General features: G+C 60.3%; 11 protein-coding genes. 9 read left to right on the top strand and 2 right to left on the bottom strand.

The features are described from left to right. Positions 1 to 36 precede the first annotated feature (36 nt). Positions 37 to 627 carry a CAP domain-containing protein gene (locus EHF33_RS07830; protein ID WP_124869713.1) on the bottom strand — a complete coding sequence of 197 codons (591 nt, stop codon included), beginning with the start codon at positions 625 to 627 and terminating at the stop codon, positions 37 to 39. 452 nt (positions 628 to 1,079) lie between these two features. On the opposite strand from EHF33_RS07830, the gene truD reads away from it, so the two are divergent. From truD to secD, 8 genes are all read left to right on the top strand, one after another. Then, complete coding sequence (truD, locus tag EHF33_RS07835) at positions 1,080 to 2,144, top strand: tRNA pseudouridine(13) synthase TruD (protein ID WP_241191093.1); 1,065 nt, start codon at positions 1,080 to 1,082, stop codon at positions 2,142 to 2,144. After that, positions 2,141 to 2,536 carry a hypothetical protein gene (locus EHF33_RS07840; protein WP_124869719.1) on the top strand — a complete coding sequence of 132 codons (396 nt, stop codon included), beginning with the start codon at positions 2,141 to 2,143 and terminating at the stop codon, positions 2,534 to 2,536. Before truD ends, EHF33_RS07840 begins: the two co-directional genes overlap by 4 nt. Positions 2,537 to 2,546: 10 nt before the next feature. Further along, positions 2,547 to 2,999, top strand: a complete 453-nt coding sequence (locus EHF33_RS07845) for a DUF3293 domain-containing protein (protein WP_241191094.1) — start codon at positions 2,547 to 2,549, stop codon at positions 2,997 to 2,999. Positions 3,000 to 3,451: 452 nt separating this feature from the next. Beyond that, positions 3,452 to 4,714, top strand: coding sequence for an ABC transporter substrate-binding protein (locus EHF33_RS07850; protein ID WP_124869722.1), 1,263 nt, complete (start codon positions 3,452 to 3,454; stop codon positions 4,712 to 4,714). A gap of 203 nt (positions 4,715 to 4,917) precedes the next feature. Beyond that, the gene (locus EHF33_RS07855; RefSeq protein ID WP_124869725.1) at positions 4,918 to 5,844 is read left to right on the top strand and encodes a carbohydrate ABC transporter permease; all 927 of its coding nucleotides are present in this window, start codon (positions 4,918 to 4,920) and stop codon (positions 5,842 to 5,844) included. A gap of 17 nt (positions 5,845 to 5,861) precedes the next feature. Continuing rightward, a complete protein-coding gene (locus EHF33_RS07860) occupies positions 5,862 to 6,713 on the top strand; it encodes a carbohydrate ABC transporter permease (protein WP_124869728.1) in 852 nt (283 codons plus the stop codon). 173 nt (positions 6,714 to 6,886) lie between these two features. Beyond that, the gene (locus tag EHF33_RS07865) at positions 6,887 to 7,225 is read left to right on the top strand and encodes a hypothetical protein (protein ID WP_124869731.1); all 339 of its coding nucleotides are present in this window, start codon (positions 6,887 to 6,889) and stop codon (positions 7,223 to 7,225) included. Between the two features lie 52 nt (positions 7,226 to 7,277). Next, positions 7,278 to 9,563 carry a protein translocase subunit SecD gene (gene secD, locus EHF33_RS07870; protein ID WP_124869734.1) on the top strand — a complete coding sequence of 762 codons (2,286 nt, stop codon included), beginning with the start codon at positions 7,278 to 7,280 and terminating at the stop codon, positions 9,561 to 9,563. A 79-nt stretch (positions 9,564 to 9,642) separates the two neighbouring features. On the opposite strand, the gene EHF33_RS07875 is transcribed toward secD, so the two are convergent. Further along, positions 9,643 to 10,617 carry an MBL fold metallo-hydrolase gene (locus EHF33_RS07875; RefSeq protein ID WP_124869737.1) on the bottom strand — a complete coding sequence of 325 codons (975 nt, stop codon included), beginning with the start codon at positions 10,615 to 10,617 and terminating at the stop codon, positions 9,643 to 9,645. Between the two features lie 185 nt (positions 10,618 to 10,802). Here EHF33_RS07875 and pstS point away from each other — a divergent pair, with 185 nt between their 5' ends. Then, positions 10,803 to 11,834 carry a phosphate ABC transporter substrate-binding protein PstS gene (gene pstS, locus EHF33_RS07880; protein ID WP_124869739.1) on the top strand — a complete coding sequence of 344 codons (1,032 nt, stop codon included), beginning with the start codon at positions 10,803 to 10,805 and terminating at the stop codon, positions 11,832 to 11,834. The last annotated feature ends 113 nt before the right edge of the window (positions 11,835 to 11,947 follow it).

Consider the following 11,947-nt stretch of genomic DNA (forward strand, 5'->3'; position numbering starts at 1 on the left):
TTCCTTCCTTTTTTTTCTCAGAGCGTTCCGCGCTGCTCAGCGGGTGCCGTACTCCTGCGTCCAGTAGGTGCCGTACTGGGTGCCCTGCTTGTAGACGTAGCCGACGCCGAGCTCTTTGTACTTGGGATCCATCAAGGTCTTGCAGTGTGAGGGGCTGTCAATCCAGCCTTGGACGACAACGGCGACGGCGTATCCGGCAGCGATGTTTTCGCCGAGTTCTTGCCAAGCGCTATAGCCAGCCGCTTCGTCGCGCTTGATCATGGTGCTGCCGTCCAGGCCGACGTGGCTGAAGTACGACTTGTCGGCCATGTCCTGCGAGTGGGCGCGGGCCGACTTGGCGAGGTAGCCGTTCCAGGTCAGCGGGCCGGCGGCGGCAAACTGCTGATCGCCGCAGGTGCGGGCGACGGCGCGGGCTTTGTTGGTCTGCTCCAGCACCATTCTTTCTTCCGCCGTCATATCCTGCGGCCCCGCGTCTTTGCTGCTGCTGGCTCCCAAACCGCCGGAGACTTCGCTGCTGCCCACCGCCGCGCCTGCTCCGGCTGAAGGCGAGGGAAGATTTGCGCCTCCGCAGGCAGTCAGTGCGAGAGCGAAAAAGCCGATGGTCAAAAAAGTCAGGGGGGTTTTCATGATGGTCTCCGAAAGCAAAAGTGAGGGTGGGGGCCGTGCTCGTCTATCTGAGAAGAAGCTTAGAAAATGCCCCCTTGCAGCAGCCTCACCTCACCGACCCAGGATGTGAACTTTGACACAATATTTCTTACAAAGTCTAAATTTTGCCGTGCTGGACGCACTTGAGTCTTTGGCTCCTCTCGGCCAAATTCGCCCTCAACCTTCAATCATGAAGACCCATCGCCAGAAATTTCGTTCTGACGAGCCAACATGAGAGGATTCTCATCCAAAGTGGAGAGTCGATCGTCTCGAATTGTTCACATTTATTAGAATTTTCCGCGTCTGGGCCGCACTTTTTGAATTTGTAAGAATTGGGCTTCATGGAGCGGGCAAGACAGATGAGAGCGCCCCGTCTTCATCTGCGGCGGCCACCGAGCGGTTGTCACATCTGGCCGCAGTACCATAGGTGCCTTGTGAATCTGATTTTTTCTTGGTCGGCGCTCAGCGCCTTGACGCCCACCCCCGGCAGCGGCGGCCTCCTGCGGCGAGAGCCAGCCGACTTCGTGGTCGAGGAACGCCCCACCTATTTGCCGTCTGGCAGCGGCGACCACTTGTACTTGCACCTTGAGAAAGTCGGGCACACCACCGCACACCTGGCGCGGCAGCTCAGTGTGCAGCTCGGCGTCAAAGCCAAAGACCTCGGCATCGCGGGTCTCAAAGACCGCCACGCCGTCACCCGGCAGTGGATCAGCTTGCCCGCCAAGTATGAAGCCCGTTTGGGCGACTTCAGCTTGGAGGGCGTGCAGATTTTAGAGACGGGCCGCCACACCAACAAGCTCGGCCTCGGTCACCTGCGTGGCAACCACTTTACCGTGCGGGTGCGCGGCGCTCCGGAGACGGCGGCTCAGGCACAAAGCACGCTGGACTTGCTCACGCATTTGGGTGTGCCCAATTACTTCGGGCCGCAGCGCTTTGGCCTCGGCGGTCTGAATGCCGAGGAAGGCCTAAAGGTGCTGCGCGGCGAGTCGGAGCTGCGCGACCCACAAGTCCGGCGGTTCTTGAGCAGCAGCGTGCAGAGCGCTCTGTTCAACCGCTTTGTCAGCTTGAGGCTAGAGCGCGGCCTGTTTGATGGGCTCCTCAGCGGTGACATGGCCAAGAAACACGACACCGGTGGGGTCTTTTTGGTCGAAGACGCACAGGCCGAGTCCCCCCGCGCCGCCCGGAACGAGGTTAGCGCCACCGGCACGCTGTTCGGACGCAAAACCAAGCCGCTGACCTTGGACGCGGGCGCACTCGAAGCTGAAGTGCTGGGTGAATTCGGCTTGACGCCCGAGGTCTTCGCTTCCCGCAGGGGTGACCGCCGCCTGATCCGCATTTTCATGGAAGACGCCGCCCTGACGCCCGAAGAAGACGGCTACACCGTCAGCTTTGCCTTGCCCAAAGGCAGCTTTGCCACTTCGGTGCTACGCGAGCTGATGAAAACAGATGTGGACGCTCCAGACGCCGGTACACCGGACGAAGACGGAGACGACGAGTGAGCCGCCGGGGCCGCCCGCTCTGGCTGGCGTGCGGCCTAGCGGGACTGCTGAGCGCGGGTGTCTTGGCCGCGCCCAGCGCTGAAACGGCCACCCTGCGGCCTACCTTCGGCGGGGTGCTGCTCGAAGCCCACTTGCTGCCCGGCAGCGCCCAAAGCCTGACCGGCGTGTGGTCAGACACTGGACACGCCAAACTGCTGCGCTGCACCCCAAGCTGCCAAGCCGTCAAAGAAATTCCGCTGACCGGGCCGCTGATTGTTTCGCAGAGCAGTCCTTACCGGGTGGTACTGGGCGGCACCTTCAAGGTCGGCAAGCGCGTCAAGGTTTTGCTGCGCTTCGGTCAATCTGACTTGATCGCCGTCGAAGCGCTGGTGACAGCCACGCCTTCTCGGTAAAAGCCTCACCGTGAACTCCCCTGCCATTAACTTCCAATCGCCGCCCAATGAATTGCGCTCCGCTTTTCTGGCCACTTCCTACGGCATGGCTCAGCAGCGCTACCAGTTGAGCCACGCTGGGGACGTCTTGCCCTTTTGGAGCTTGCCACAACAGCGCTGGGCCATCTTGACGGCTTGGAATCCACACGGTCAGGCCAGCGACCCCGCCAGCAATGCCGAAGCACAGTCGCGCCTGCAAGCGGCTTTGGCGGCGTGGCCTGCCTTAGAAGGCGTCAACGGCGAGGGCCCTTGGGCCGAGCCGACCTTGATCGTGCCGGCGCTCAACCTGCGCCGCGCCTTAGAACTCGGCCAAGACTTTGGGCAGGCGGCGCTGATCTGGGGCGTGGGCCGCCGAGCAGCGCTGGTGTGGTGCGCTCCAGACGTACGGGTCGAGCGCTTTTGGCTGGCTGCGGCGGGTGCTTGAGGCATTGGGCAAAAAGGACTTCTTTCTTGAATGAGCGGGCGGGCGCGGCAGGTGCGGACAGCACCTGATGAAAGTGAATTACAGGGAGTGTTTGGGGGCCGAACCGCTCACTCCATTCCCCCGGCAGAGCTTTATCAAATCCTCTGCCGCCCTGAACTTTTGAGCGCCAAGAAGCCGCCACGCTGCTTGTATGGTTTTCCACACCGCCCCGAGCAGAACTTCACCCAGCGCACACAAAATCTAGGTCTGACGGCAAGCTGACGGGCCTCCTCAGAGACTGCTTAAAGCTGTCCCGAACGCGCTCAAATGGCTCTCCTAGCATTGACAATGTTCGGTGAGGGGTGTAATCTTCCGCTACCAAACGTTCAAATGTGGAACCGCTTCCGAAAGCTGGCTTTTGTTCACCGATCACTCGGTGCTGGCCCAAGTCGAGGTTTCATCCGGAGGAATACATGAAGAAACCCGCCATGTTGTTAGCTGTTGCCGCCGCCGCCGCGCTGGGCTCACAAGCCCACGCCGTCACTGTTACTCTCGCCTGCGGTTCTGTGGGCCAAGAACTCCAACTGTGTAAAGAAGGCGCGGCCCGCTGGGCCAAGGCCACCGGCAACACTGTCAAAGTCTTCGAAAGCCCCAACTTGACCAACGACCGTTTGGGCCTGTATCAGCAGCAACTCGCCGCCAAGAGCAGCGACATCGATGTCTATCAACTCGACGTGGTGTGGCCGGGCTTGCTGGCCCAGCACTTCGTTGATCTCAAGGGCAAAGTTCCTGCCGCCGAAGTCAACGCCAACTTCAAAGCCATCATCGCCGCCGACACCGTCAACGGCAAACTGGTGGCCATGCCCTGGTTTACCGACGCAGGGGTTCTTTACTACCGCACCGACTTGCTCAAGAAGTACGGCTTTACCGCCGCCCCCAAGACTTGGGCTGCCCTGGCAATGATGGCCAAGAAAATTCAGGACGGCGAGCAGAAAGCCAACAAGGCCTTTGCCGGATTCGTCTTTCAAGGCAAGAACTATGAAGGCCTGACCTGCGACGCGTTGGAATGGGTCAACAGCTTCGGCGGCGGCACCATCGTCGACGACGCGGGCAAAATCACCATCGACAACGCCAAAGCCGCCGCTGCGCTCGACGCCGCCGCGAGCTGGGTCGGCACCATCAGCCCCAAAGGCGTGACCACCTACGACGAAGAGCCCGCACGCGGCATCTTCCAGTCCGGCAACGCCGCTTTCATGCGCAACTGGCCCTACGCCTGGGCGCTCGGCCAAAGCGCCGACAGCAAAGTCAAAGGCATGATCGGCGTGGCCCCCTTGCCTGCTGGCCCTGGTGGCAGCCCCGCCGCGACCTTGGGCGGCTGGCAGCTTGGCGTGAGCATGTACTCCAAGAATCAGGACGCGGCCATCGCTTTGGTGCGCTACTTGACCGGCCCCGCAGAGCAAAAGATTCGCGCCATCGAAGGCTCGTACAACCCCACCATCAACAGCCTCTACAAAGACAAAGACATCCTGAAAGCCAACCCGTTCTTCGGCAGCTTGCTCGACGTCTTTACCAACGCGGTGGCGCGTCCTTCCGGCCCCACCAAAGACAAGTACAACCAAGTTTCGCAGGCCTTCAGCACCGCCGTCACCGACGTGCTGAACAAGAAAACCAAAGGCGCAGACGCGGTCAAGCAGCTCAGCACCGATCTGGCCCGTATCAAAGGTCGTGGTTGGTAAACGCTCACCGCGCTCCTGACTGACGGAGCGTAGGGGGGATGTCCAGAGGGTACGGACATCCCCCTTTTTTGGATAACAAGCTGATCGTAATCTGACTTACGCTGCATTTGCTGCCTTCCTTTTCTTGCTCACTTTTTTATTTCCGCATTTCGCTGATGGCTTAGGGTTTTGCCCGTGTGCGCCAAGAAGGAGATCACCGGCTTATGACCACCACTGTACCCACCAATAAAGCTGTCAAACAGCGCGGCATCGAAGCGACCCGCGCCCGCCAAGCCGTCTGGCTGCTGATTCCCACCATGATCGCCATCATCTTGGTGGCAGGTTATCCGCTTTACCGCACCATTTTCTTCTCGCTGTTTGAAGCCAACCTCACCTCGCCCGACCAGAAAACCTTTCTGGGACTGGGCAATTTTTGGTTTACCACCGACGAAGGCATTGCGTTGGGCTTTTTGCAAGACCCTAAATGGTGGGGCGCAGTCACCAATACGCTGCTTTTTACAGTGGTGTCAGTCTTTTTAGAAACTGTTTTCGGCATGATTATCGCTCTGGTGGTCAACAGCGCTTTTCCGGGCCGAGCCTTCCTAAGAACCGCCATGCTGGTGCCGTGGGCCATTCCCACCGTCGTTTCGGCGCAGATGTGGGCGTACATGTACAACGATTCGTTCGGCCTGATCGGGCGCGGCCTGCTCGGCGGAACGGCGCTGCTGGCCAATCCCACCACCTCCATCTGGGCCATGATCGCGGTGGACGTTTGGAAAACCACCTCGTTCATGGCGCTGCTGATCTTGGCAGGCCTGCAAAGCTTGCCCAGCGACATGTATGAAGCCGCTGACATGGACGGCGCGAGCAAGGGCCGTCAGTTTTGGCAGATGACCTTGCCGCTGCTGCGCCCCGCTCTCTTGGTGGCGTTGGTGTTCCGCAGCCTCGATGCCCTGCGGGTCTTCGACATCATGTCGGTGATGGTCGGCAACGTCTCGGCGGCCCGGCTGTCGATGACTGCTTACGCCCGGCAAGCCCTGATCGACAATCAGTTGCTGGGCATGGGCAGCGCCGTATCCATCGCCATTTTCATCATCATCATGGTGATCGTGGTGGTTTATGTCACGGCCTTCCGCGTGAAATTCGACTGAGCCAGGAGGACTACATCATGTACTTAAAACGCACCAATCCCACTTTGTACTACCTCCAACGCGTCGGCTTTTACGCGCTCGTTGTCGTGATCACCCTTTACCTGCTCATTCCGTTTCTCTGGGCAGTGCTGACCAGCTTCCGCAAAGCGGGCGATCTGTTCTTGCAGCCCCTGGCCTTCGCCACTGCGCCGTCTACGCTGGGCAATTACATCGACGTGTTTGCCAATCCCAACTTCCGTCTGGGCCTGCTCTACAGCTTGGTTACCGCTGTGGGCGCGGTGGCGATTGCGCTGCTGTTCGGCAGTTTTGCCGCGTACGCGCTGGGGCGATTCAAGTTCAGGGGCAAGTCGGCGGTGCTGTATATCGTGCTGGCCGTCAGTGTGTTTCCGCAAATCGCAGTGCTGGGCGGCCTCTACACCCTGATCAACTCGCTGGGCCTCTACAACACGCCCAGCGGCCTGATTCTCGCTTACCTGATTTTCACCATTCCCTTCACGGTCTGGGTGCTGACCTCGTTCGTACGCGATTTGCCCGGTGAATTAGAAGAAGCCGCGCTGGTTGACGGCGCATCGCCGCTGCAAACCCTCTTTCTGGTTTTGTTTCCGGTAATGATGCCGGCGCTGGTGACCACTGGCCTCTTGGCCTTCATCAACGCTTGGAACGAGTACCTCTTCGCGCTGACCTTTACCAGCACCCGCCGCACCGTGCCGGTGGTGATCGCCAACTACTCCGGCGCGACGCAGTTCGATCAGCCGTGGGGCCAGATCATGGCCGCCAGCATCGTGGTCACGATTCCGCTGATTATTTTGGTGCTGGTGTTCCAGCGCAACATCGTCTCCGGTTTGACGGCGGGCGCGGTGAAAGGCTAAGCACTCCGCCTGAGTCTCTACATTTGAGCTTCCACGTTTGAATCTTCAGATCAAGAAGGGCCGGGCCAAGTGTCCGGCCTTTTTCGTGGTTTGGTCAGGCAAACCAGAAACCCCTCAGCCCAGCGCTGCTATAGTGACTTGCCTTAAGGCCACCTTAACGCCGTCAAAACCCGATGAAGATTCTGCCGCCCTCACCCCACTTTCTGGCCCGCTTTATCAAGCTGTGGCCGGGGCTGATTGCTGTCTTCTCCTTGCTGGCGGTGTGGGGCAACCAAACGCCGCACCCCGAAGGCCAGCGCACGCTGATGACGGCGGGGCAAGCCGCCTTGCCGGAACTGCGGGCCATGCCTGCGCCGACGCCGGGGCCGAGCTTACTGGCCGCGCCGCAAGAAGAACTGATCATCGGCACGCCGCACTATCAGCGAACCGCGCCGCTGCTGGGCGAAGCCCAAACAGGGCCGAGAATGCCGGACTTGACAGCGCTGGGACGGCAGCAAACTGATGGGGGCTGAGGTCAGGCCCGCACGCCACCGACCTTGAACCCTTCTTTCCCTCGGAGTCCCTATGACCTTTCATGCCCCCAAACGGCCTGTACGCCGCAAGAAAGCCGCCCCGCAGCGGCGCAACTCCATCACGACCACCCTCGCCATTTTGGCGGTGCTGGTGCTGAGTATCGCCTTTATCTGGCGGCCCTGGCAGCACCGCGAACATATTGGTGAGCTGTGGGGCAACAACTTTAAATTCATCACGCTGGGCCTAGACCTCGAAGGCGGGCTGCGGATGACGCTCTCGCCGGAAACGGGAACGGCCACCAAAGACCAGCTCGAACAGGTCAAGACCATCATCGAAAACCGCATCAACACCCTCGGCGTAACCGAACCCACCGTGACCGTCTCCGGCGGCAAACGGGTGGTCGTGGAGATTCCGGGAGCCACCCCCGCCGTGCAGGACAGCGCCCGGCAAATTGTCAAGCAGCAGGCCAAGCTAGAATTCAAGATCGTCAACCCCGGAGCCAAGCAAGACCCCGCCGAGTTGCAGCGCAACCCCGCCTCGCTCGGCTACAAGCTCTCCGACCTCGGCCCGGCTGAGGCCACCGGCAGCATCGTGGCGGGCGCGACGGCAGGCATCGACCAGCAGCGGCCCAGCGTCTGGCAGGTCAACGTCAACGTCAATCCCAAAGATTCCAAAGCCTTTGGCGACTTCACCAGCAAGAATGTTCAGAAATCGATGGCGGTGGTGCTCGACGGCCAGATCAAATCGGTGGCCACCATTCAGTCGGCGCTTTACAACAACTTCCAAATCACCGGCAGCTTCGATTCCAAAGAAGCCAGCGAGTTGGCCCTGGTGCTGAAATCCGGCTCACTGCCAATCAAAATTAAAGTGGACGAGGAACGCGCCATCGGGCCGACGCTGGGCGCAGACGCCATCCGCAGCGGCGCAATTGCCGCGCTGGTCGGTATCGCCGCCGTCTTCGGTATGCTGTTTTTCTATTACGGCTTCTGGTTCGGTCTGGTCGGCTCTCTGGGCTTGCTGTTCAGCTCGGTGACCATTCTGGGCTTGCTGGGCGGCTTCGGGGCCACCCTGACCTTGCCGGGTATCGCTGGTCTGGTGCTGACCATCGGCGCGGCAGTGGACGGCAATGTAATTTCCTTCGAGCGCATCAAAGAGGAAATGGGCCGGGGTAAAGGTCTAAAAAACGCCATCAACGTGGGCTACGAACACTCCACCCTGACCATTTTGGACGTGAACGCTTCTCACCTGCTCTCAGCTTTGGCGCTTTACAACTACGCTTCGGGGCCGGTCAAAGGCTTTGCCGTCACTTTGATTATCGGCGTGGTGGCCTCGGCTTTTTCTAACTTGGTGTTCGCCAAGTGGATGCTGTACGCCGTTGCCAACAAGCGCGACTTCAAAGCGCCGTTCCGAATCGGCGTTCCGAACGTCAACTTCATTAAAGCCGCTCCCTTTATCACCACTGCCAGCATCTTGCTGGCCATCGCGGGCGCAACCTTCGTGGGCGTGCGGGGACTGAATTTCGGGGTGGACTTCACCTCCGGCACCAGCATCACCGCCAAAGCTGCCCCAAGCACCACCACCGAGCAGGTTCGCACAGCAGTCACCAGCGCTGGCGTTGCCAACGTAACCGGCCAAAGCACCAGCATCCAGCGCGACATCAACCCGACGGCAGGGGGCGTGACCTACACCATCAAGGTGCCGGAACTGACCAGCGACCAAGTCAAGCTGCTGGACGCCAAAATCAACGCGCTGCCCGGCGGCGAAGTGCAGCAAACCGAAACGGTGGGGCCAGCGGTGGGCGCAGAACTCACCCAGCAAACCATCTACGCTGTGCTGGTGGGCCTGGGCCTGATTCTGGTGTACGTCTGGTTCCGCTTCGACTTCGTGATGGGCTTCGGCTCGGTGATCGCCGTGCTGCACGACGTGGCCATCGTGATGGGCCTCTACGCCGTGGCGAAACTGGAATTCAACATCGCTTCGGTGGCCGCCCTGCTGACCCTGATCGGCTACTCGCTCAACGATTCCATTATCGTGTCTGACCGTATCCGCGAAAATCTCAAGCTGCTGCGCGGCAAGAGCTACCGCGACATCGTGAATATCTCGATCAATCAAACGCTCTCGCGCACGGTGATGACCTCGATCAGCACCATGTTGCCGCTGTTCAGCTTGCTGATTTTCGGCGGCCCGGTGCTGCGCGACTTCTCGATTGCGCTGATCGTGGGTATCGTGATCGGCACTTATTCCAGCATTTATATCGTGGCCCCAATGGTGGTGCTGCTGGAAGAACGCATGGGCAAAAAGGCCGTGACCGGCGCGGCAACACCGACAACGAAGTAAGAACTTCAAAAAGAGGGCGGGCGGCTGATCAAGCTGGCCCGCCTTTTCGTGTCTCTATTTGGGGCTTATCACCGCTCCCTCAGTCGTGATACTGCCAAACCCCGTCTACCCAACTGCGCTGCACCGCGCCGCCCAGCCGCAAATACTCGGCGTGGGCCAAAGTTTCGGCCACTGCAAAGCGGCGACCGCTCGGCGGCAACTCGCGGGCAAACAGCACGAAGCTCAGGTCGTAAGCGTGGCGGGGGCGCTCTCGCACGGCCACAAGGAGCTCATCCAGGCGCTCCAAGTGATGCCCGTGTATTTCCTGCGCCCGCCCCGCCACCTTGTCCATCGTTGGCCCGTAGTGGCCCACCACCGCCTGCACCGGGTCAAGCGCCCTGATGCTTTCAAGAGTGGCAAAGTAATCGCCCAGCGGATCAGGCCGCCCACCCACATACAGCCCGATGTTGGGGGTGATGCGCGGCAAGATGGCGTCTCCGGCGATCAGCAGCTCGGTTTCAGGTTGCCACAACCCCAAGTGCCCGTCGGCGTGGCCCGGCAGCCACAGCACCTGCCACTCGGCCCCGTCCAGCGTCACCTGTTGCCCCGCTTGCAGCGGCGTCAGGCGGACGGCGGGGCAAACCCACTCAGAGGTTTGCGCTTCGCCGACGCCAAAATTCGGCGGCGCACCGTGCTCGGCAAAAAACTGGTGCTGAGCGGGCAACTGCCTTTCCCAGTCCGACCAGAGCCGTTCTTGCTTGACGGAGTGGTCAAGCATCTGCACCGACGCTCCGCTGCGCTCCTCGATCAGCCCCGCCAAGCCGTAGTGATCGGGATGGATATGGGTCACGATGACGCGCTCGATATCGGGCCAGTGCAGGCCGAGGGCACTCAGCGCGGCTTCGAGGGCCTGCCGAGCTTCAGGGGTGTTGATGCTGGTGTCGATCAAAGTCACGGGCGGTGAGAGGTCGATCAGCACCGTGACCGTTTTCATCGGCAAGGGAATCGGGATCAAGGCGGCGTAGAGCGTGCCGCGCAGATGGTGCAGCGCGGGTGGGTGGGCAGCGGCGGTCATGGCTTAACTTAGCATCCTGCCTTGAACTCGGTACAAATTTGCTGGGGGTGTTTCTTAAGCTTCCCAGATGGGCCACCCGTCTTCAAAAATGCTGAGCAAGCGGACACCACCTCAAGTGGATCTGCTGACACATGCCTGACAAACCAGTGACGTTCCCCTGACAAAAGGCCAGCACAGTGTGAGGCATGAAGAAGATTTTGACTTTGGGCCTGAGCCTGATCGCAATGACCGCCGCTGCCGCTTCCGCTGCCACCATTACCGGCGCGGGCGCGAGCTTTCCTTATCCGCTGTATTCCAAGATGTTTGCCGAATACAAAACCGCCAGCGGCAACGACGTGAACTACCAATCGGTGGGTTCCGGCTCGGGCCAGCAGCAGATCATCGCCCGCACCGTGGACTTCGGAGCCAGCGACAACCCCATGAGCGACGAAGCCATGAAGCCTGCTCCCGGCAAGCTGCTGCACATCCCCACCGCCATCGGCGCAGTGGTGCCTTCCTACAACCTGCCCGGCGTGACCACCAAGCTCAACTTCGACGGCAAGCTGCTGGCCGACATCTACCTCGGCAAAGTCAAGTTATGGAGCGACCCGGCCATCAAGAAACTCAACCCTGACGTGACCTTGCCCGGCCTGCCCATCACGGTGGCCCGCCGCTCGGACGGCTCCGGCACCACCGCCGTGTTCACCGATTACCTGAGCAAAGTCAGCAGCGAGTGGAAAACCAAGGTCGGCAGCGCCAACAGTGTGCAGTGGCCGGTGGGCGTGGGCGGCAAGGGCAACGACGGCGTGGCCGGCATCGTCAAAAGCACCCCCGGCGCGATTGGTTACGTGGAACTGATTTACGCCAAGCAGACCAAACTGGATTTCGGCGCAGTCAAAAACCGGGCCGGCAAAATGATCGTGGCCGACAACGGCCCAGCCGCGCTGGCCGCTGAAGGCGTGGTCATTCCAGCCGATACCCGCGTCAGCATCACCAACAGCGCCAACCCCAACGCCTACCCGATTGCCAGCTTTACTTACATCATCTTTTATCAAGACCAGAAATACGGCAGCCGCACCGAGGCGCAGGCCAAAGACCTCAAGAACCTCCTGAGCTGGATGGTCAGCACCGGCCAGCAGTACAACGAGCCGCTGGACTATGCCAAGCTGCCCGCCAACGCGGTCAACAAAGCCAAGACCATCATCGCCAGCATGACTTACGGCGGCGCAAAGTTCTAAACGACGCCACTTAAACCTGACCTTCTGCGAGGAGCACTCCATTGTGGGCGCTCCGATTTTTGCTGGCTTGTCAACTTTTTCGCAGCCTGACTTCAAGCTGACACTTGAACAGT

Source organism: Deinococcus psychrotolerans (assembly GCF_003860465.1).
Classification (GTDB): Bacteria; Deinococcota; Deinococci; order Deinococcales; family Deinococcaceae; genus Deinococcus; species Deinococcus psychrotolerans.

What these genes read in the sequence shown, in the direction of transcription:
- EHF33_RS07830 (WP_124869713.1), bottom strand. Translation starts at nt 627, where the DNA reads ATGAAAACCCCCCTGACTTTTTTGACCATCGGCTTTTTCGCTCTCGCA.
- EHF33_RS07875 (WP_124869737.1), bottom strand. Translation starts at nt 10,617, where the DNA reads ATGACCGCCGCTGCCCACCCACCCGCGCTGCACCATCTGCGCGGCACG.
- secD (WP_124869734.1), top strand. Translation starts at nt 7,278, where the DNA reads ATGACCTTTCATGCCCCCAAACGGCCTGTACGCCGCAAGAAAGCCGCC.
- EHF33_RS07865 (WP_124869731.1), top strand. Translation starts at nt 6,887, where the DNA reads ATGAAGATTCTGCCGCCCTCACCCCACTTTCTGGCCCGCTTTATCAAG.
- pstS (WP_124869739.1), top strand. Translation starts at nt 10,803, where the DNA reads ATGAAGAAGATTTTGACTTTGGGCCTGAGCCTGATCGCAATGACCGCC.
- EHF33_RS07860 (WP_124869728.1), top strand. Translation starts at nt 5,862, where the DNA reads ATGTACTTAAAACGCACCAATCCCACTTTGTACTACCTCCAACGCGTC.
- EHF33_RS07855 (WP_124869725.1), top strand. Translation starts at nt 4,918, where the DNA reads ATGACCACCACTGTACCCACCAATAAAGCTGTCAAACAGCGCGGCATC.
- EHF33_RS07850 (WP_124869722.1), top strand. Translation starts at nt 3,452, where the DNA reads ATGAAGAAACCCGCCATGTTGTTAGCTGTTGCCGCCGCCGCCGCGCTG.